General features: G+C 71.3%; 17 protein-coding genes and 2 pseudogenes. 7 read left to right on the plus strand and 12 right to left on the minus strand.

The window, feature by feature from the left end; all coding sequences use genetic code 11:
* Window positions 1-23: 23 nt before the first annotated feature.
* Genes ACFU8Q_RS25610 through ACFU8Q_RS25620 form a run of 3 tightly spaced genes read right to left on the minus strand, consistent with a single transcriptional unit; the run spans window position 24 to window position 3,668 of the window.
* Window positions 24-2,588 (minus strand): ABC transporter permease, encoded by a 2,565-nt coding sequence (locus ACFU8Q_RS25610; protein WP_384457809.1) that lies wholly within the window; start codon window positions 2,586-2,588, stop codon window positions 24-26.
* 4 nt (window positions 2,589-2,592) lie between these two features.
* Window positions 2,593-3,381 (minus strand): ABC transporter ATP-binding protein, encoded by a 789-nt coding sequence (locus tag ACFU8Q_RS25615; protein WP_384457811.1) that lies wholly within the window; start codon window positions 3,379-3,381, stop codon window positions 2,593-2,595.
* Window positions 3,378-3,668: an SHOCT domain-containing protein gene (locus tag ACFU8Q_RS25620; protein WP_384457813.1), complete on the minus strand. Its 291-nt coding sequence runs from the start codon at window positions 3,666-3,668 to the stop codon at window positions 3,378-3,380. The genes ACFU8Q_RS25615 and ACFU8Q_RS25620 overlap by 4 nt, the downstream gene beginning before the upstream one ends.
* A gap of 218 nt (window positions 3,669-3,886) precedes the next feature.
* On the opposite strand from ACFU8Q_RS25620, the pseudogene ACFU8Q_RS25625 reads away from it, so the two are divergent.
* A pseudogene (locus ACFU8Q_RS25625) lies at window positions 3,887-4,431 on the plus strand (TetR/AcrR family transcriptional regulator); the annotation flags it as partial.
* 198 nt (window positions 4,432-4,629) lie between these two features.
* On the opposite strand, the gene ACFU8Q_RS25630 reads toward ACFU8Q_RS25625, so the two are convergent.
* Complete coding sequence (locus tag ACFU8Q_RS25630) at window positions 4,630-5,844, minus strand: ROK family protein (RefSeq protein ID WP_384457815.1); 1,215 nt, start codon at window positions 5,842-5,844, stop codon at window positions 4,630-4,632.
* Between the two features lie 121 nt (window positions 5,845-5,965).
* Between ACFU8Q_RS25630 and ACFU8Q_RS25635 the strand changes: the two genes are divergently transcribed.
* Together ACFU8Q_RS25635 and ACFU8Q_RS25640 are read left to right on the plus strand one after the other, a co-directional pair.
* Window positions 5,966-7,177, plus strand: coding sequence for an MFS transporter (locus ACFU8Q_RS25635; protein WP_384457817.1), 1,212 nt, complete (start codon window positions 5,966-5,968; stop codon window positions 7,175-7,177).
* A 63-nt stretch (window positions 7,178-7,240) separates the two neighbouring features.
* Window positions 7,241-7,987: a maleylpyruvate isomerase family mycothiol-dependent enzyme gene (locus tag ACFU8Q_RS25640; protein ID WP_384457819.1), complete on the plus strand. Its 747-nt coding sequence runs from the start codon at window positions 7,241-7,243 to the stop codon at window positions 7,985-7,987.
* Between the two features lie 42 nt (window positions 7,988-8,029).
* Here the strand turns inward: ACFU8Q_RS25640 and ACFU8Q_RS25645 are convergent, their stop codons facing one another.
* The gene (locus ACFU8Q_RS25645) at window positions 8,030-8,167 is read right to left on the minus strand and encodes a hypothetical protein (protein ID WP_384457821.1); all 138 of its coding nucleotides are present in this window, start codon (window positions 8,165-8,167) and stop codon (window positions 8,030-8,032) included.
* Between the two features lie 15 nt (window positions 8,168-8,182).
* On the opposite strand from ACFU8Q_RS25645, the pseudogene ACFU8Q_RS25650 reads away from it, so the two are divergent.
* Window positions 8,183-8,500: pseudogene (locus ACFU8Q_RS25650) on the plus strand (MFS transporter); the annotation flags it as partial.
* A gap of 123 nt (window positions 8,501-8,623) precedes the next feature.
* Here ACFU8Q_RS25650 and ACFU8Q_RS25655 read toward each other — a convergent pair.
* The 3 genes from ACFU8Q_RS25655 to ACFU8Q_RS25665 all read right to left on the minus strand — a co-directional run bounded on the left by ACFU8Q_RS25655 (window position 8,624) and on the right by ACFU8Q_RS25665 (window position 11,703).
* Window positions 8,624-9,289 carry a response regulator gene (locus tag ACFU8Q_RS25655; RefSeq protein WP_384457823.1) on the minus strand — a complete coding sequence of 222 codons (666 nt, stop codon included), beginning with the start codon at window positions 9,287-9,289 and terminating at the stop codon, window positions 8,624-8,626.
* Window positions 9,286-10,527, minus strand: a complete 1,242-nt coding sequence (locus ACFU8Q_RS25660; protein ID WP_384457825.1) for a sensor histidine kinase — start codon at window positions 10,525-10,527, stop codon at window positions 9,286-9,288. Before ACFU8Q_RS25660 ends, ACFU8Q_RS25655 begins: the two co-directional genes overlap by 4 nt.
* Window positions 10,528-10,995: 468 nt before the next feature.
* The gene (locus ACFU8Q_RS25665) at window positions 10,996-11,703 is read right to left on the minus strand and encodes a TetR/AcrR family transcriptional regulator (protein WP_384457827.1); all 708 of its coding nucleotides are present in this window, start codon (window positions 11,701-11,703) and stop codon (window positions 10,996-10,998) included.
* 128 nt (window positions 11,704-11,831) lie between these two features.
* Here ACFU8Q_RS25665 and ACFU8Q_RS25670 point away from each other — a divergent pair, with 128 nt between their 5' ends.
* Window positions 11,832-12,284 (plus strand): nitroreductase family deazaflavin-dependent oxidoreductase, encoded by a 453-nt coding sequence (locus ACFU8Q_RS25670; protein WP_384457829.1) that lies wholly within the window; start codon window positions 11,832-11,834, stop codon window positions 12,282-12,284.
* A 77-nt stretch (window positions 12,285-12,361) separates the two neighbouring features.
* On the opposite strand, the gene ACFU8Q_RS25675 is transcribed toward ACFU8Q_RS25670, so the two are convergent.
* The gene (locus tag ACFU8Q_RS25675; protein WP_384457831.1) at window positions 12,362-13,576 is read right to left on the minus strand and encodes a geranylgeranyl reductase family protein; all 1,215 of its coding nucleotides are present in this window, start codon (window positions 13,574-13,576) and stop codon (window positions 12,362-12,364) included.
* A 183-nt stretch (window positions 13,577-13,759) separates the two neighbouring features.
* Here ACFU8Q_RS25675 and ACFU8Q_RS25680 point away from each other — a divergent pair, with 183 nt between their 5' ends.
* Window positions 13,760-15,124 (plus strand): dipeptidase, encoded by a 1,365-nt coding sequence (locus ACFU8Q_RS25680; protein WP_384457833.1) that lies wholly within the window; start codon window positions 13,760-13,762, stop codon window positions 15,122-15,124.
* A gap of 298 nt (window positions 15,125-15,422) precedes the next feature.
* Here the strand turns inward: ACFU8Q_RS25680 and ACFU8Q_RS25685 are convergent, their stop codons facing one another.
* Window positions 15,423-16,460, minus strand: coding sequence for an NUDIX domain-containing protein (locus ACFU8Q_RS25685; protein ID WP_384457835.1), 1,038 nt, complete (start codon window positions 16,458-16,460; stop codon window positions 15,423-15,425).
* Window positions 16,461-16,639: 179 nt separating this feature from the next.
* Between ACFU8Q_RS25685 and ACFU8Q_RS25690 the strand changes: the two genes are divergently transcribed.
* Window positions 16,640-17,122 carry an excalibur calcium-binding domain-containing protein gene (locus ACFU8Q_RS25690; RefSeq protein WP_384457837.1) on the plus strand — a complete coding sequence of 161 codons (483 nt, stop codon included), beginning with the start codon at window positions 16,640-16,642 and terminating at the stop codon, window positions 17,120-17,122.
* On the opposite strand, the gene ACFU8Q_RS25695 is transcribed toward ACFU8Q_RS25690, so the two are convergent.
* A complete protein-coding gene (locus tag ACFU8Q_RS25695; RefSeq protein WP_384457839.1) occupies window positions 17,119-17,721 on the minus strand; it encodes a fasciclin domain-containing protein in 603 nt (200 codons plus the stop codon). The two genes, ACFU8Q_RS25690 and ACFU8Q_RS25695, sit on opposite strands and share 4 nt — an antisense overlap.
* A gap of 268 nt (window positions 17,722-17,989) precedes the next feature.
* The gene (locus ACFU8Q_RS25700) at window positions 17,990-18,841 is read right to left on the minus strand and encodes a carbohydrate ABC transporter permease (RefSeq protein ID WP_384457841.1); all 852 of its coding nucleotides are present in this window, start codon (window positions 18,839-18,841) and stop codon (window positions 17,990-17,992) included.
* Window position 18,842 lies beyond the last annotated feature (1 nt).

An 18,842-nucleotide genomic window follows, 5' to 3' on the forward strand; every position in this document is an offset into this window, starting at 1 on the left:
CCCCGCTCCTCCCTTTCCGTGCGCTATTCGGCGGCGATCGCGCGGAGCACGTCCAACCGTGCCGCCCGGCGGGCCGGCCGCCGGCCCGCGAGCGCCCCGGCGGTGATCCCCACGAGGGCGATCACCAGGAGCCGCAGCGGCGGCAGCGCGAAGGAGAAGGCTGTGCCGCCGGCGGATGCCTCGACCAGCACCCAGCCGAGGAAGCCGCCGAGCAGCAGACCGCCGGCGGTGCCGAACGCGGCGACCAGGACGGATTCCCAGCGGACCATGGACCGCAGCTGGCTCCTGGTCTGCCCGACTGCCCGCAACAGGCCCAGCTCCCTGGTGCGTTCGTGGACGGCCAGTGTGAGCGTGTTGGCGATGCCCAGCAGTGCGATCAGTACGGCGAGTGCCAGCAGGGCGTAGACCAGAGTGAGCATCATGTCGATGCCGCCGGCCGAGGACTGTGCGTACTCGCTGCGGGTCTGTACGTCCGGGTTGCCGTACGCCGCCGCGGCCTTCGCGACCGCCGCCCTGCCGTCGGCGGTGGACACGCCGGGCTTGAAGGAGACGGCGATCAGCGAGTCGGAGTCCTGGGCGCGGTGCGGGGCCCAGGCCTGGCGGGTGATGACGTAGTCGCCCGCCAGTTCCGGCCGGTCGTAGACGGCGCGGACCGTGAAGTTCTGCCGGGCGCCGTCGGTGAAGGTGAGCCGTGCGGTGGAGCCGGTGTGCAATCCGCGCTTGCCGGCCTCCGTGCCGGACACCGCGATCCCGTTCGTGCCCAGCCCGTTCAGCGATCCGTCGACCCGGCCGAGGTCGAAGACCCTGCCGAGCGCGGCCGGGTCGGTGACGGTGAGGGCGCGTCCGGCGCCGTCGACCTCGGCGACTCCTTTGCCGAGGCCGACCGCGGTCGCGACCTCCGGCAGCCGGTCGACGGCCGGGGCGAGCCGGGGGCTGAGGCCGCTGCCGCCCGCCCCGAAGGCGGGGGCGCTGATGGCGACGTCGCCCGCGAAGGAGCGGTCCACCGTCTGGTTCATGGTGGCTTTCAGCGAGGCGCCGAAGACGGTGAACAGGGAGACCACGGCGACGCCGATCATCAGCGCGGTCGCGGTGGACGCGGTCCGTCGGGGGCTGCGCAGGGCGTTGCGCCGGGCCAGCCGGCCCGATACGCCGCGCAGCCGGTCGAGCGGAGCACCGAGGAACCGTACGGCGTACGAGGAGGCGACCGGCCCGAGCACCACGAACGCGGCGAGTGCGAGTACCGCACCGGCGGCCGACAGCGGGCCGGACGGGCCTGCCGACACACCGGTCAGGATGGTGCCGACGGAGGCGGCCAGCAGCACGAGCCCGGCCAGGGTACGCGTCCGGGATGCCGCGGAGTCGTCCACGGCGCTCTCGCGCAGGGCGGCGAGCGGAGCGGTGCGGCCGGCCCGGACGGCGGGCAGGAGGGCGGAGGCGAGGCAGACGAGAAAACCGACGGCGAGCGGCAGCAGCAGGGACCCGGCACCGATCACCAGCGGGCCCGCGGGGAACGGGAATCCGACGGCGGGGAAGAGCGCCCGCAGCCCGGCGGCGATCCCGATGCCGCCGGCCAGACCCGCGGCGGAAGCGGTCACACCGACCGCGCCCGCCTCGACGAGGCTCGCTCCGACGACCTGGCCGCGGGAGGCGCCGAGCGCGCGCAGCAGGGCGTTCTCGCGAGTCCGCTGGGCGACGACGATCGCGAAGGTGTTGTGGATGGAGAAGGCGGTGACAAGCAGCACGATCCCGGAGAACACCAGCAGCAACGTGGTGAACAGGCTGAGGAAGGCGCCGGAGATCATGTCCCGGTCCTCGGCGGCCGAGGCCTGCCCGGTGATGGCCTCGACGCCCTTGGGCAGCACGGGGCGCAGTGCGTCGACGAGTTCCTGCTGGCTGGTGCCCGGGCCCGCGCGCACCTGGATGGTGGAAGCTTCGCCGGGCTTCGGCGTGAGGTGCTCCTCGGCGTCGGACTGCGTCATCGCGGTGTAGGTGACCTGCCCCATGCCGTCCTGGTCGCCGAAGGTGGCCAGTCCGACGATCGTGACGCGTACGGGGTCGGGGGTGCGCAGCACGGTGGTGTCGCCGATCCTGAGCCCGCCCCGGTCGGCGGTGCCGCGGTTGATGACGACCTCACCGGGTGCGGCGGGGGCGCGTCCGGCGGCGAGCTGGTACGGGTTGAGCTCCGGGTCGTCGATCCAGTTGCCGGCGAGGGTGGGCGGCCCCTGGCCGCCGACGGGTTTGCCGTCGGAGCCGATGAGCTGGCCGGCGCCCTGGATGTCGGGGGCCGCCGCGGCAACCCCGGGGGTGTGCTCGATCCTCTTCACGAGCGCGGTGCTCACCGGCTGCCGGGTGCCCCGGGACTCACCGGCGACGGTGATCACGTCGGAACCTCGCACGACGGCGTCCGTACCCGCGGTGGCGTTGCCGAACATGGTGTCGAAGCTCGCGCGCAGGGTGTCGCTCATGACGAGTGTCCCGGTGAGGAACGCGACGCCGAGGAGGACGGCGACGAAGGTGCCGGCGAAGCGGCGCTTGTGGGCACTGAGCGAGGAAATGCTCAGGCGCACGGAGGCCCGGGGGTTGGTCACGGCGTCACCGCCTTCGTGAGGGCTGGGGGGCGAAGGACTTGAAGCGGTCGAGTACGCGCTCCGCCGTGGGGTGGGGCATCCGGTCGACGAGCCGGCCGTCGGCGAGGAAGACGACCTCGTCCGCGTGGGCGGCGGCCACCGGGTCGTGGGTGACCATGACGACCGTACGGGCGGTCTGCCGGACGGTGCTGCCGAGCAGCCCGAGCACCTCCTGGCTGGAGCGGGAGTCGAGGTTGCCGGTCGGTTCGTCGGCGAAGACGACATCGGGGCTGCCCGCGAAGGCCCGCGCCACGGCCACCCGCTGCTGCTGTCCGCCGGACAGTTCGCCGGGCCGGTGGTGCAGCCGGTCCCGCAGTCCGACGGTGTCGATCAGTGCGTCGAGCCACTCCGGGTCGGGGCGCTCGCCCGCGAGATCCATGGGCAGGGTGATGTTCTCCGCGACGGTCAGCGTCGGCAGGAGGTTGAAGGACTGGAAGACGAAGCCGATGCGCTGCCGGCGCAACAGGGTGAGCCTTCGGTCGTCGAGGGCGCTGAGGTTCGTGTCGCCGATGAAGGCGGAGCCGGAGGTGAGGGTGTCGAGTCCGGCCGCACAGTGCATGAGGGTGGATTTACCGGAGCCGGAGGGCCCCATGATCGCGGTGAAGCGGCCGGCCGGGAAGTCGACGCTCACCCGGTCCAGGGCCCTGACCCGGGTGTCTCCCGTGCCGTAGAGCTTCACGGCGTCGACGACCCGGGCCGCGGCGGCGGTGGCGGACGTGGGGTTGGGTTCGGAGGTGGGGACGGTGGTCGTCATGCCACTCCCCCGTTGCTGCCGCGGCCGAACTGTTCGTCGAGGACGGAGATCCGGCGCCAGTACTCGTCCTCCTCGATCTCCCCGGCCGCGAAGCGGCGGCCGAGCAGCGTGATCGGTGACGGTTCGGCGGGGCTCTCCTGGGTGGCACTGGCCTGCCAGGGGCCGCGTCGGCCGCGCCGTACCGTGCGGCGCAGGAGAGTGACGCCGCCGATGACGACGGCCGCCCAGAAGAGCGGGAAGAGGAGAATCCAGGGTCCGGGTCCACCGCTGTACGCCAGGGTGTTCATCTCGGTCAGCTCCCTCGGTTCAGGATTCGCGGTCAGGTTTTCCTGACGACTCCGAGCCTGGACCCGGGAGGGGTCCCGAGTCGTCGTACGGCCAGCGGCCGTGCGCGTACCCCCTCGGGAGTACACGACGGATCCGCGGCTGCTCTCGTTGTCGGCCGAGATCACCGGATTCCGTACCTACTGTTACGCACAGCGGAGTCAAGGGCACTCCGGACCGCCTGATCGAAGCCACCCGAAAGCTCCTGTGGGAGGGCGGCTGCCTGGGCACCGGCCCCAAGGCCGTCCAGCAGCATGCGGGCGCGGGCCGGGGCAGCATGCACCACCACTTCGCGGGCAGGCCCGATCCGGCGCTCGGGCCATCCGCCGTACGGCCATGCAGGTGCGTGGGACAGCGGGGCCGCCGCTCGACGGACCGGGGACGGCGTACGAGCGGATCCCGGCGTATCTCCTGCGTGAGCGCGAGGTGCCGCGCGGCTGCCCGGTCGGTCTGACGACGGATCCGGATGTCATCGCGCGTGAGAAGTTGCGAGCATCCGTCGACGAGACGATCGGCCGGCTGCGCGGTCGGCTCGCCGCGATCGTCCGGGAGGGCTTGGACCGGGGCGGGTTCACCCGTCCGCTCGTCACCTGTCCCCTCGTCGCCGAGGACGTGGTGGCGCCGATCGTGGCGACGGTACAGGGCGACTACGTGCCGGCCCGCGCCGCCGACTCGACGGACGCGTTCGACGCGGGCGCCCGTGGGCTGCTCTCGCTGCTCGCCCCGCGTTACGCCCGAGGGGCGGACGGCACACGCACATCACACGGAATACGGCGGTGTGGGAGAGTGCCCGTCCTCCTGCCTGCTCCTCGAACAGACCCTCGGGAAGGCGGCGTTGGATGCGATCCGCCTGGGGCGGCCGGCACGGGCGTTGATCGTCGAAGTCGTCCGGCGGCTGAGCACCGAGCGGCCGTCCCGGGGCCGTCACGCAAGCGCGGCCAGCGGATCGTCCAGCACCGGCTGCCAGGCGAGTTCCGCCGCGCCCACCAGGCTGTTGTGGTCGAGCGTGCACGGCAGGATCGGCACACTGCCACTGCGCCCCCACAGGCTGCGGTCGGCCACCACCGCGCGCAGCCGCTCCGGATCCGCGTCGAGCAGGGCTCGGTGCAGTCCGCCGAGGATGATGCGGTCGGGGTTGAGGATGTTGACCAGCCCGGCGAGCCCGAGGCCGAGCCGGTCGATCAGCGCCTCGGCCGCGCCTCGCACCGCCGCGTCCTCGTACTCCGTACGCAGCAGATCGCCGGCCTGCTTGAGCAGGGACTCCTCCGGACCGGGTTCGCGACGTGCCGTGATCAGGAAGGCCAGCGGGTCGGTCTCGACGTCCAGGCAGCCGCGACCGCCGCAGTAGCACGGCCGGCCCTCGGGGTTCACCGTGAGATGCCCGACCTCCAGCGCGAGTCCCGAACTCCCGGTGTGCAGACGGCCGTCGAGGACCAGTGCCCCACCCACGCCGCGGTGGCCGGTGGCCACACACAGCAGATGCTGGGCGCCGCGCCCCGCACCGTGCCGGTGCTCGGCGAGTGCGGCGAGATTGACGTCGTTCCCGGTGAACGCCGGTCCGGGGATGCCCGCTTCCCGTACCCGGTCGGCGAAGATCTCGCGCACCGGGGCGCCCGCGGGCCAGGCGATGTGCAGCGGGTTCAGTGCGGTGCCCTCCGGTTCGGCGACCGCGGACGGCACCGCGAGGCCCGCGCCGACGCAGCGCAGTCCGCTCTCCCGCAGCAGCCGGGCGCAGTCGTCGACGACGTCGCCGATGACCTGGGCCGGGTCCGCGGTGACGGTGGCACAGCTCGGGGTGGTGGCGACGAGCCGTCCGCCGAGCCCGACGAGCGCGGCCCGGAACCCGTCGGCGTGCACCTGGGCGGCGATGGCGACGGGGCCGGACTCCCGGATGGCCAGCCGGTGCGAGGGGCGGCCCTGCGAGCCGGCGGCGGAGCCCGGCCTGGAGTCGACCCGGATCAGACCGAGCGCCTCCAGTTCCGCGGCGACCGCACCGGCCGTCGCCCGGGTGACGCCGAGTTCGGAGGTGAGGACGGCGCGGGTGGGCGCGCGTCCGGTATGGACCAGTTCCAGCGCGGGTCCGAGCGCGCTGCGGCCCCTCTCCAACTTTGTCCGGGTGGTGGTCACCTTGCCGTTCATGGGGGCGAGTCTCCCATGATCCGCGGGTGTTGCCGACGCCCCGGTGGCGCACGTGCGCCTCATGCGCCCGCGGCAGGCAGCCGTCTTGCGCCCGTTGTCCGGACGCCCCTATGCTGAGTTTGTGCCGCAACTAAACAAATTGCGGACGGCCCTGCCGGGGGAACCGGGCGGAAACACCGCCCCACCTTCGTCGGCCCGCCTCCGTACCGCGCTGACCGTGTTCTTCGCCCTCGACGGCTTCCTCTTCGCCGGCTGGGTGGTCCGCATCCCGGCCATCAAGCACCAGACCGGTGCCTCGGCCGCCACTCTGGGGCTCGCCCTGCTCGGCGTATCCGCCGGGGCCGTGGTGACCATGATGCTCACCGGCCGACTGTGCCGGCGCTTCGGCAGCCATCCGGTGACCGTGGTCTGCGGCATCCTCCTTTCCCTGAGCATCGCCCTGCCCGCGCGGACGCATTCGGCGCTTGCGCTCGGCCTGGTGCTGCTGGCCTTCGGCGCCGCGTACGGCGGGATGAACGTGGCGATGAACAGCGCGGCCGTCGACCTGGTCGCCGCCGTGCGGCGCCCCGTGATGCCCAGCTTCCACGCCGCGTTCAGCCTCGGCGGCATGGTCGGCGCCGGGCTCGGCGGCCTGGTCGCGGGCGGCCTCTCCCCCGCCACGCACCTCTTCGTCCTCACCGGGGTCGGACTCCTCGTCACCGTGGCGGCCGGACCGGCGCTGCTGCGCATTCCGGCACCGGGGCCCGCCTCCACGGCCGACACCGCCGCGGTACCGCGGCCTGCCGGGCGGGCCCGCCGCATGGTGCTCCTGTTCGGTGTGATCGCGCTCTGCACGGCGTACGGCGAAGGCGCGCTGGCCGACTGGGGCGCCCTCCACCTGGAACAGGACCTGCACGCCCACCCGGGCGTCGCCGCCGCCGGATACTCCCTGTTCGCGCTGGCCATGACGGCCGGTCGGCTCAGCGGTACGGCACTGCTCGAACGGCTCGGCCAGACCCGGACCCTCGTCACCGGCGGTGCGACGGCCGCCGCCGGGATGCTGCTCGGCTCACTCGCCCCGACCACCTGGTCGGCACTCCTCGGTTTCGCCGTCACCGGTCTCGGTCTGGCCAATATCTTCCCCGTCGCGGTGGGCCGGGCGGGCGAGTTGGCCGGGCCCGGAGGAGTGGCCGCCGCGTCGACGCTCGGGTACGGCGGGATGCTGCTCGGGCCGCCCGCGATCGGCTTCCTGGCCGACTGGTTCTCCCTGCCGCTGGCCCTCACCACAGTGGCGCTGCTGGCCATCGCGGCCGCCGCGCTGGGATACGGGGCACGCAACGCGGCGCACGCCTGAGAGACCGGCCCTGCTGCGCAAACGCCCCGCCGGGCGGCACGGGTCGCTGACACAATCAGAACCATGGAGATCACGGATCACATCAACACCCTGGCAGGCGAAGGACACTTGCTGGCCGCCGCCGCACAGGAAGCGGGAACCGGGGCGCCCGTGCCGACGTGTCCGGACTGGCGGGTACGCGACCTGCTCCGGCACACCGGGCGGGTGCACCGCTGGGCGACCGCTTTCGTCGTCGAGGGCCACACTTCGTACCACCCCGCCGGTGCGGAACCGGATCTGGACGGAACCCGGTTGATCGACTGGTTCCGCGAGGGCCACGGCCTCCTGGTCGACGCACTGAAGACCGCACCGGCCGGACTGGAGTGCTGGACCATCATGCCCGCCCCGTCGCCGCTGGCGTTCTGGGCCCGGCGACAGGCGCACGAGACCACGATTCACCGGGTGGACGCGGAATCGGCGCGCGGTGGGCGGTTGTCACCGGTGACGGCCGAGCACGCGACGGACGGCATCGACGAGTTGTTGCGCGGCTTCCACAGCCGCCCGAGGAGCAGGGTGCGTACCGACACACCGCGCTCCCTGCGGGTGCGGGCAACGGACACCGACGCCGCCTGGACCGTACGACTCTCGCCAGAACCGCCACAGACCGCACGGGATGACGCGTCATCCGAAGCAGTCGCCGTGGATTGCGAGTTGACCGCTACGGCCGAAGAGCTCTATCTGACGCTGTGGAACCGGCTGCCGCTCACGGCGATCACCGTGAGCGGAGACCCTGAGCCGGCGCGGATCTGGTCCGAGAACTCCGGGATCTGATCCCGTCGGCGGGCCGGGGCGAGACGACGCCGGACGAGGCGCTCAGTCCCCCGGCCCGTTCAGCATCCGGGCGAGCACGGACCTCTGCAGCGGCTTCACCTCGGCATGGCGCGCCCGGCCCTTCACCGTCAGCTCGACCCTGACGCCCCGGCGGTCCTCGCCGCACATCCCCCGGCACACGACGCCGTCCTTTGCATGGTCTCGGGCCTGCTGAACACCTCGATCCAGGTCGGCGGGGCGATCTTCCTGGCGATCGTGACCGCGGTGATCACGGCGCACGGCAGCGGTGACGGATCCCGGCAGGCGGTCCTGGACAGCTACCGGCCGGGTCTGGTCGTGGTGACCGCGGTCGCCCTCACTGGGCTGCTGATCACGCTGACCGGACTGCGGCGCGGCCGGCCCGTGCAGCACACCGTGCTGGTCGCCTCGTCCGCGAGGGACCGGGCCGCGGCGGCCGCGGCATCCGTGACGTCCGCCGCACCTGCCGCGCAGAAGGTGTCCGTACGGGACTGACCTCCCGAGGAGGAACACGCGGTGGCCGAGGAGGAGTTCTCGGCCCTCGGTCACCGCGCGAACTCCAGGCCCGGGGTCACAAGGCCCTGGCCCGACCGGCCACACCTCCCGGGGTCCGCCGGGTCAGCCGAGCCAGCCGGGGCGGACGAGCCCCGACTCGTAGGCGAGCACGACGAGTTGAGCCCGGTCGCGGGCACCGAGCTTCACCATGGTGCGGCTGACATGGGTCTTCGCGGTGAGCGGGCTGACGACCAGCCGTCGGGCGATCTCCTCGTTGGAGAGCCCTATGCCGACGAGTGCCATCACTTCCCTTTCCCGTTCGGTGAGTTCGCCCAGACCGGTGGCCGCTGCAGGTTCCTTGGACCGGGCAGCGAACTCGGCGATCAGCCGGCGGGTGACCCCCGGCGAGAGCAGGGCGTCGCCGGCCACCACCGCTCGTACCGCCCGCAGCAGTTCCTCCGGTTCGGTGTCCTTGACGAGAAAGCCGGAGGCGCCGGAGCGGATCGCCTCGAAGACGTACTCGTCGAGCTCGAAGGTGGTGAGCATGACCACCTTCACATCGCGCAGCCCGGGGTCCTCGGTGATGGCGCGGGTGGCGGCGAGGCCGTCGAGACACGGCATCCGGATGTCCATCAGGACGGTGTCCGGCCGCAGCTCGCGCACCATGCGTACGGCCTCCGCACCGTCCGCGGCCTCGCCCGCCACCTCGATGTCGGGCTGGGCGTCCAGCAGGGCCCGGAAACCGGCCCGGACCAGCAGCTGGTCGTCGGCGAGCAGTACGCGGATCACGGTGTCTCCTCCTTGGGCGCTGTCGCGCCGGGTGAGTCGGACAGCAGCGGAAGCTCGGCCCACACCTGGAAGCCGCCGTCGGCCCGGGAGCCGGCCTCGATCGTGCCACCCAGCGCGGCGGCGCGCTCCCGCATACCCGCCAGTCCGTTGCCGCTGCCGCCCGCGTCGTTTCCGGTGGCCGGCCCTTCGTCGTCGATACGGAGCCGGATACGGCCGGGCTCGTAGCCGATCCGCACCTGCGCGGTGCGCGATCCGGAGTGCCGGACCACGTTCGTGAGCGCCTCCTGGACGATCCGGAAAGCGGCGAGATCCGCGCCGGGCGGTACCGCGTCCCGTACCCCGTCGGTCTCGACGGTGACGGTCAGTCCGGTGCTCGCCGCCTGTTCGACGAGTTCGGGGAGCCGGTCGAGTCCGGGAGCCGGGGCCCTGGGGGCGTCTCCGGGGGTGCGCAGCGTGTCGAGGACCTGACGGACCTCGCCCAGCGCCTCCTTGCTGGCAGCCTTGATGGTGGTGAGGGCGGTACGGGCCTGCTCGGGGTCGGAGTCCAGCAACGCGAGCCCGACGCTCGACTGGACGTTGATCACGGAGATGCTGTGGGCCAGGACGTCATGGAGCTCACGCGCCATCCGCAGCCGCTCCTCGTCGGCCCGGCGCTGCTGGGCGGCCTCCCGCTCCGCGCGCTGGTCCGCCCACTGCTCACGGCGTACGCGGACGAACTCGGCGGCGGCGACGATGGCCACCACCCAAGCGGCGATACCCAGTTCCTGCCCCCAGGGTGCGGCGTGGCCGCCGGAGGGTGGCAGCCAGCGGTAGAGCCAGTGGGCCACCAGGACGTGTCCCAGCCACACCATGCCGACGGCCGACCAGGCGGCCCGCCGGTGCCCGGCGACGACGGCGCTGAAGCAGCCCACGGCGACAGCCAGGAAAACCGGCCCGTACGGATACCCGGCGGCCAGATAGACCATCGCCGCGGCCGACGCCCCGAAGACGGCCACCACCGGGTGGCGGTGGCGCAGCAGAAGCACGGCGACGGCCAGGAAGAGCAGCAGCCGCGCGAAGAGATCCAGCGGCGCCCGCTCGTCCATCTGCCCCCGGGCCGCGATGGTCGAACCGATCATGACGACGGCACCGAGCAGGAGCGTCGATGGCCAGGGCAGCCGGGAGGCGGAGTGTCCAGGTTCCCCTGTCAGCCACCGCGGCGGCCCGACATGGCCCCGGTGTGAGCGTTGCTCTTCCATGGCGGCCACGCTAGACGGCGGACCACGGCGCAGGCGTCAGCCGGGCGTGGTGATCATCCGTACTCCCTGTGGAGTACGACGTACGGGGACCGCTGAAGGACCATATCCACACCGCTGCAGGACGGTGTACGGACCGGTGGAGGGCGACGCCCGGTCCCGGGTCCGCCGTTCGGCGATCAGGCCTGTTTCGCGTGCCCCGGCGCCGCCGCGATCCGGCCCGGTCCGAACGGAAGACCCCAGTGCCGTGACCGGCAGTGTTTGCCCGGAAGGAGCGTCGTCCGGTGCGTGCGATCGCGAGGCGGCCGGAAGTCCTTGGCTGGGGTCTCCCCTGCTCGAACGGAGTTGAGAGCTTGGAGAAGGAGCTACCAGGGCTTTCGGCCAACGCGGAAGGGGGTCCCCCTGGCCCTCAATGCCTTGGGGGAGTCCGTGCTGGACGGCGCGACGGGGCAAAGCTTGCCTGGAGGGGCACTAGCTGCCGCGGGGGCCGAGCAGCCCGACCGTGCGGGCCAGTTCGCCGGCAGCCTGCCGGAAGAAGACCTCCCGGGCCTCCACCACCCGGTTGAACTGGCCGAAGATCTCGAAGGAGATCAGCCCGAACAGCTGTGACCAGGCGGCGATCAGTGGGGCCGCGACGCCCGGAGGAAGGTCGGGCGCGAATTCGGCGACCATCCGCCCGGCCTCGGCGCGCAGCTCGGCGGCGAGCGGCGGCACGGCGAGACCGTCCGTGCGGTAGGCGTCGCCGACGATGGTGATCAGGACGCGGCCGACGCGGGAGGCGGGTCCGATCGTGGCCTGCGGTGCGCTGTAGCCGGGCACGGGCGAGCCGTAGATCAGTGCGTACTCGTGGGGGTGGGCCAGGGCCCACTCGCGTACGGCGCGGGCGACCGCGGTCCAACGTGCGAGGTGCGGGGCGGCCTCGTTGACGGCGGCCCGGTGAGCGGCCTCGGCGGTCTCGCCCACGGCGTCGTACGCATCGACGATCAAGGCCGTGAGCAGCTCGTCCCGGCTCGGGAAGTAGCGGTAGAGCGCGGAGGACGCCATGCCGAGCTCCCGCGCGACGGCGCGCAGTGAGAGTTTCGCGGCGCCCTCGGCCGCCAGCTGCTTCTTCGCCTCGCCCTTGATCGCGGCGGTGACCTCGATACGGGCCCGTTCCCTGGCTCCCCGGACAGTGCTCATGGGCTTCAGTCTGCCACGGATAGAGAGCACCGACCAACAACAAGAGCAGCGCTCTTGCTTTTGAGCGCCGACCCTGTACACACTGCTCTCAAGCGAGAGCACCGCTCTCACATTGAGAGGAAGTCACCATGTCTCAGCCGTACTACCTTCAGGGCAACGCCTTCAATGTCCGGATGAACGGCGTCGTCGGCTGGCTGGCCCGGCACGGCGTCAGCCTGCAGGGCTCGGCCGAACTGTCGGTACTCGGTCGCAAGAGCGGGCAGCCGCAGCGCATCCCCGTGAACCCCCACACCCACAGGGGCGAGCAGTACCTGGTGTCCGCGCGCGGCCACTCCCAGTGGGTGCGCAACATGCGGGCGGCCGGCGGCGGCGAACTGCGAGTGGGCCGGAAGGTCCGCACCTTCACAGCCGTGGAGATCGCGGACGACGAGCAGAAGGCGCTCGTCGTCCGCACCTACCTGGAGCGGTGGGGGTGGCAGGTCAACCAGTACTTCCAGGGCGTCACCGCGCAGTCCACGGACGCCGAGCTCCTGGCAGCCTGCCCGGACCACCCCGTCTTCCGGATCACCGTGGAGGCCTGACCCGTAGCGGCCAGTCCCTCCCGGGCAACCCGGCACCCGGCACTCCAAGCGCCCCGGACGCCCCGGGTGTCAGGCCCTTAACGGTCCATCGCGGACAGCGCCCGCTGCGCCAGCGGATGCGTACGGACCAGCTCGGCCAGCGAGGTCGTTCCCCGGGTGACCCCGGCGAACGCGTTCCAGGCCGGGCGGAAACCCGTCAGCACCGCGTGCAGCACCCCGGGGCGGCGCTCGAAGAGCTTCAGCATGCGCCGTCCGACGCCCATCTCGACACCCAGGCCGGCCTTGATGGCGAAGGCGTAGTTCAGCGCCTGGCGCCGGGCGTCCACCGCATCGTGCGACTCCGCGATGCGCACCGCCCACTCACCCGCGAGCCGCCCCGACCGGAGCGCGAAGGAGATGCCCTCGCGGGTCCACGGCTCCAGCAGTCCCGCCGCGTCGCCGCACACCAGCACCCGCCCGCGCGACAGCGGCGAGTCGTCGCTGCGGCAGCGCGTCAGATGCCCGGAGGAGATCTTCGGTTCGAAGCCGGCGAGACCGAGCCGGGCGATGAAGTCCTCCAGGTACCGCTTGGTGCCCGCGCCGTCGCCCCGCGCCGAGATCACGCCGACGGTGAGGACATCCCCCTTGGGGAACACCCAGCCGTAACTGCCGGGCATGGGGCCCCAGTCGATGAGCACCCGCCCCGCCCAGTCCTCCGCGACCGTCTCCGGAACCGGGATCTCCGCCTCCAGGCCGAGGTCCACCTGGTCGAGCTTCACCCCGACATGAGCACCTATCCGCCCCGCGCTGCCGTCCGCGCCGACGACCGCTCGGGCAAGCACCGTCTCGCCGCCGGACAGCACCAGGGCGACCGTGCGCCGGTCGGGCACCGCGGCGCCGTGCTGCTCGACCCGTGTCACCGTCGCTCCGGTACGGAGTTCGGCGCCCGCCTTCTGCGCCTCCTCGACCAGTCCCGCGTCGAACTCGGGGCGGTTGATGAGCCCGAAGAGCATCCGCTTGGAGCGACGGGTACGCGCCAGCCTGCCGTTGAGCGAGAACGTGACCGCGTGGATCCGGTCCCGCAGCGGCAGTTCGAATCCGGGCGGCAGCGAATCACGCGAATACCCGATGATGCCGCCGCCACAGGTCTTGTAGCGGGGCAGTTCCGCCTTTTCGAGGAGCAGTACCCGTCGGCCGGCGACCGCCGCCGCGTATGCCGCGGAGGCTCCGGCCGGTCCGCCACCGACTACGACGACGTCCCACACGGACGACTCTTCGTGCTCATGCCCGGCGTCTGCGTTCTCGCTGCTCACGATGTGCTTCTGCTCCCGATCCCACCAGTGGCCCATACTGCTCACGGCATCCTACGGCGCGCCCGGCCCGCCCCCCGCTGTGGGAGGATCGACCGTACGTTCGTCCTTCATGTACCGCCGCACACTCGGTATGCATGTAGCCGGATTCGTACACATAACGTCGCACCCACGAGGAGCGTGCCCATGACCGCCCGTCCGATCTCCGAGACCATTGCCTCGCTGATGCCCCGCGCCAAGACGGAGCTGGCCGAGCTGGTGGCCTTCCAGTCGGTGGCGGATCCCGCGCAGTTCCCGAAGAGCGAGTGCGAGGCGGCCGCGAACTGGGTCGCCGACGCGCTGCGCGCAGAGGACTTCCAGGATGTCGCCCTGCTCGACACCCCCGACGGCACCCAGTCGGTGTACGGCTTCCTGCCCGGTCCGGTCGGCGCCCCGACCGTACTGCTCTACGCGCACTACGACGTGCAGCCGCCGCTCGACGAGTCCGCCTGGCTCTCCCCGCCGTTCGAGCTGACGGAGCGGGACGGCCGCTGGTTCGGCCGTGGTTCGGCGGACTGCAAGGGCGGCTTCATCATGCACCTCCTCGCCCTGCGCGCCCTGAAGGCGAACGGCGGCGTCCCCGTCTCCGTCAAGGTGATTGCCGAGGGGTCCGAGGAGCAGGGCACCGGCGGTCTGGAGCGTTACGCGGAGGCACACCCCGAACTGCTGACCGCCGACACGATCGTCATCGGCGACACCGGCAACTTCCGGGTCGGTCTGCCGACGGTCACGGCGACGCTGCGCGGCATGACGATGCTGCGCGTCACGCTCGACACCCTCGAAGGAAACCTGCACTCCGGCCAGTTCGGCGGCGCCGCCCCGGACGCGCTGGCCGCGATGATCCATCTGCTGGCGTCGCTGCGCGCCGAGGACGGCACCACGACCGTCGACGGTCTCGCCACCGACACCGAATGGGACGGACTGCAGTACCCGGACGCCGAGTTCCGCAAGGACGCGAAGGTCCTCGACGGCGTCGGACTGATCGGCACGGGCACGGTCGCCGACCGGATCTGGGCCCGGCCCGCCGTCACCGTCATCGGCATCGACTGCCCGCCGGTGGTCGGCGCGACCCCCTCGCTCCAGGCGAGCGCACGGGCGCAGATCAGCCTGCGTGTGCCGCCGGGCCAGGACGCCGCCGTGGCGACCGAGCTCCTGACCGCCCACCTCGAGGCGCACGCCCCCTGGGGGTCCAGGGTGTCGGTGGAACAGGTCGGCCAGGGCCAGCCGTTCCGCGCGGACACCTCCAGCCCGGCGTACTCGTCGATGGCACAGGCGATGGAAGTCGCTTACCCCGGCGAGACGATGCAGACGTCCGGCATGGGCGGCTCCATCCCGCTCTGCAACACCCTCGCCGCTCTCTACCCGGAGGCCGAGATCCTCTTGATCGGCCTGAGCGAGCCGGAGGCGCAGATCCACGCGGTGAACGAGAGCGTGTCGCCGGAGGAACTGGAACGCCTGTCGCTCGCCGAGGCGCTGTTCCTGCGGAACTACGCGGAGTCCAAGAGGACCTGACTGCACGTCACTGATCGCATGTTCCCGCGGGACTACGCGGAGTCCAAGAGGGCCTGACTGCACGTCACTGATCGCGCCGTGTTCCTGCGGATCTCCTGTTCGCAGGGCTTGACCGGTCCGCCGCTCCGTCCGCGGCGGACCGGGTCCGGACCACCCGCCGCTGTGGCGCGACGGCGCGGACCTGACCCTGATCGACGCGGGCGATGTCGATCCGGCGGCGGCCGCGCTGGAACCGGCCACGGCCTGCTTCGGACACGGCGATCCGCTCACCGTCGACGCCGGCGCGGTGCTGCGCGCCTCAGCCGACCGGGACTCCGGCCTCCAGGTTGAGCACGGTTGACCGCTCCCGGGCGCGCAGCGCCCAGCGCAGCCGTTCGTACCGGGTGGGGGGCAGCATGGTAGCCGCCTCCTCTTCGGTGACGAACCGCCAGCCGCGCAGTTCGGAGCCGGGCAGCAGCAGCCGTTCGGCGTCGGCACGGGGCAACAGACCGCCGTCGAAGAGCATCCGCAGCCCTCCGTAGCCGGGTGGTTCGGGCGCTTCCCAGTCGATGACGAGGAGTTTCGGCACCCGGTCGAGATGGATGCCTATCTCCTCGGCCACCTCACGGATTCCGGCCCGGGCCGGTGCCTCGCCGGCCTCGACCACTCCGCCCGGGAACTCCCAGCCGGGCTTGTACGTCGGGTCCACGAGGAGCACCCGGCCGTGTTCGTCGAAGAGCAGCACGCCGGCCGCGACGGTCTCCGCGGTCGGCTCGGGTGTCTGCACGATCTCGCACGCGGTGGCCGCTCCGGTGCGGACCGCCTCGGCCACGCGCTCGGCCGTCTCGTACGGGGTGAGCGCGCTGGTGTCGATGGCGTGGGCGTCGCGGGCCAGCCAGCCGAGCGCCGCCCGGTAGGGCTCGATGTGTTCGTAGGCCCACTGCCGGATCCGTTCGCTGTGCTCCGGGTCGTCGGCGAACTCCACCCGGTCGGCGATCCGTTCGCGCAGGATCGTTTCCTCAGGTGAGAGCAGGACGTGGCGCACCGGAATGCGCCGGGAGGCGAGCCCTCCGAAGATCTCGTCGCGGTACTCCTGTCGCAGCAGCGTCATCGGCACCACCAGCACCCCGGACACCTCGGCGAGCAGAGACGCGGCGGTGTCCACCACCAGGCGCCGCCAGATCGGCAGGTCCTGGAAGTCCGTCACCTCGGCAAGTCTCTTCTGGGGCAGCAGATACCGCAGCCCCGCGCCGATCAGCTCGGGGTCGTAGAGCGTGCTGTGCGGGATCAGATCGACCAGCTCGCGCGCGGCGCTCGTCTTCCCCGCGCCGAACGCACCGTTGATCCAGACGATCACGGTTCCCCCTCTTCCGTAGCCCCCTGTGGCTTGCCCGCAACACCCTGCCGCGAAAACCCGTCTGTGGCGATGCTGTTACCCGAAAGGACCCGCCGGATGCTCGCGTGCGACGCCCCTCTGCACCAGTCCGCCGTCCATGCGGACCTGACGGAGCAGTTGGAGTTCGCAAGCAATCCGGAATGGACGATCACGTCGACCGAGCACGATGCCCGTCGACGACAACCTCACAGGCGTGGGGATCGGTGGTGCGGAAGATCCCGCAAGGACGGAGAACGCGGCCGACGCAAAAGCCGCGCCGTGGCCGCCACTCCGGCACCGGCCGCCACCGAGACGGTGTCCGCGAGCCCGGAGCCGGCGGCGACCGTCACGAAGACCAGGACCATCACGGTGACCGCCACGCCGGCGGACAGGGACAGGGACAGGGACGGGGACGGGGACGGCGGTACATCCGGTGGATCCGGTTCGGGTGGTGGCGGCAGCAGCTCGGCGTACTACGCCAAGTGCACCGCCGTCCGCGCAGCCGGCGCCGCCCCATCCACACGGGAGAGCCCGGCTACGGGCGGCGCCTCGACCGGGACGGCGACGGGATCGGCTGTGAACAGACACCTGTCGATGCCCTCTTCACGGCGATGGCCGATCGTCGTCCCGGTGCGGGACCCTAGGACGGAGGCATGAGGACCTTATCGACGAGGTAGACGGTGGCGTTGGCCGTCTTGATGTCCCCACAGACGATCTTCGCGGTGTCGTTGACCTTGAACGACGTGCCCGACCCGGTGGTCTTGAGCATGGAGCCCTCCAGCGTCTTGAAGCTGCCGTTGGGAAGCTCGCTGGGGGTGATGGTCTTGTCCACGACGTGGTAGGTCAGGACCTTCTTCAGCTGCCCCTTGTCCTTGAGCAGGCCGGCAAGCTTCATCTTCGAAATCTTGTCGAAGGCCGCGTTCGTGGGAGCGAAGAGCGTGATGTGCTTCGCGTCATTGAGCTTGGTGGTGAGCCCTGCGTCCTTCAACGCAAGTGCCAGCTTGGTCAGTTTGGGGTTGTTGGCCGCTGCCGTGGCCACACGTTCCTTGGACATGCCGGTGGCACTGCCCTTGCCGCTGTGCGGCAGCGAGGAGCATCCCGGCCCGAACGGGCTCGGTGTGCTGGAGGGGCTGGACGCCGCGTTGTCGGCGAACGCCTGCGGGGCGAACGCGCCGAGCGAGAGCGGGAGGGCCACCGCAGCGGTGATCGCTGCGGCGCTCATGCGGATGCGATGTGAACTCATACCGATTCCTCTTCCCTCTGGGAGGAAGTCCGTGAGGTGTCGACGGCGACCCTCGCGGGACGAAGAGTGTGTCCGACCGCCGGGGTGCCGTATGCACCGCTCCGGCATGCCTCGTGGACCACTGAATCAAGACTAGACATCACCCGGCGAGAAGCGCACCCCGAGGGCGTTTGGCTGGTTGCACCACTCGCCGACCACATACGAAGCCACCTGTTCCACGGCAGGCACGAGCAGCCGAGCGGGCTTCCGGTTCTTCGCTGGTCATCCGCTACCCCTTGCTGGAGCCCAGGGTGAGGCCCGCTATGAAGTGGCGCTGGAACAGCAGGAAGACCACGAGCGTCGGCAGTGCGACGATGACGGAGCCTGCGGCAAGCAGGTTGTAGTCCGTGAAGAACTGCCCCCTGAGGTTGTTCAGCGCGGAGGTGATGGGGAGCTTGTCGCCGTCGGAGATGAAGACCAGTGCCCAGAGGAAGTCGTTGTACATCCAGGTGAACTGGAGCGTGCCGAGTGCGGCCAGGGCGGGGCGGCAGAGCGGCAGGGTTATCCGCCGGTACTGGGTCCAGACGCCCGCGCCGTCGACGATGGCGGCTTCCAGGATCTCCTGCGGCAGCGTGCGCATGAAATTGGCCAGGACGAAGACGCAGAAACCGAGCTGGAAGCCGATCTGGACGACGATGACGGCCCAGTACGAGTCGAACATCGTCATCGAGTCGGACATCCAGTAGGGCAGCGGGATGCGATTGAACACGACGTACAGGGGCGTGACGATCACCTGCTGCGGCAGCAGGTTCCCGGCGGTGAAGAGCATCAGCAGGACGAGCCCGCCGCGCATCTTCAGCCGGGCCAGCGCGAAAGCCACGAACGAGGCGAGGAAGAGGGTGATGATCACACCCGGGACTGCGATGATCATGGTGTTGACGAAGTACTTCGTCATGCCGGAATCGGAGAACGCCTGACGGTAGTAGTCCAGGGACAGGTGGCGCGGCAGCGAGAAGTAGCCGTGTGCGGAGGTCTCGTCGTACGGCCGGAGCGAGGCGTACACCGCGAGCAGCAGCGGGGCGAGGAAGGCGAGGGAGACCGCCATCAGGAAGGCGTGGACACCGATCCTGCCGGGGCGCACC

The sequence above is a fragment of the Streptomyces sp. NPDC057543 genome (assembly GCF_042801895.1).
Lineage (GTDB): Bacteria > Actinomycetota > Actinomycetes > Streptomycetales > Streptomycetaceae > Streptomyces.

Excerpts from the sequence above, each read along its gene's own strand:
- ACFU8Q_RS25615 (WP_384457811.1), bottom strand. The coding sequence starts at position 3,381 with ATGACGACCACCGTCCCCACCTCCGAACCCAACCCCACGTCCGCCACC.
- ACFU8Q_RS25620 (WP_384457813.1), bottom strand. The coding sequence starts at position 3,668 with ATGAACACCCTGGCGTACAGCGGTGGACCCGGACCCTGGATTCTCCTC.
- ACFU8Q_RS25630 (WP_384457815.1), bottom strand. The coding sequence starts at position 5,844 with ATGAACGGCAAGGTGACCACCACCCGGACAAAGTTGGAGAGGGGCCGC.
- ACFU8Q_RS25640 (WP_384457819.1), top strand. The coding sequence starts at position 7,241 with ATGGAGATCACGGATCACATCAACACCCTGGCAGGCGAAGGACACTTG.
- ACFU8Q_RS25660 (WP_384457825.1), bottom strand. The coding sequence starts at position 10,527 with ATGGAAGAGCAACGCTCACACCGGGGCCATGTCGGGCCGCCGCGGTGG.
- ACFU8Q_RS25665 (WP_384457827.1), bottom strand. The coding sequence starts at position 11,703 with ATGAGCACTGTCCGGGGAGCCAGGGAACGGGCCCGTATCGAGGTCACC.
- ACFU8Q_RS25670 (WP_384457829.1), top strand. The coding sequence starts at position 11,832 with ATGTCTCAGCCGTACTACCTTCAGGGCAACGCCTTCAATGTCCGGATG.
- ACFU8Q_RS25680 (WP_384457833.1), top strand. The coding sequence starts at position 13,760 with ATGACCGCCCGTCCGATCTCCGAGACCATTGCCTCGCTGATGCCCCGC.
- ACFU8Q_RS25690 (WP_384457837.1), top strand. The coding sequence starts at position 16,640 with ATGGACGATCACGTCGACCGAGCACGATGCCCGTCGACGACAACCTCA.
- ACFU8Q_RS25695 (WP_384457839.1), bottom strand. The coding sequence starts at position 17,721 with ATGAGTTCACATCGCATCCGCATGAGCGCCGCAGCGATCACCGCTGCG.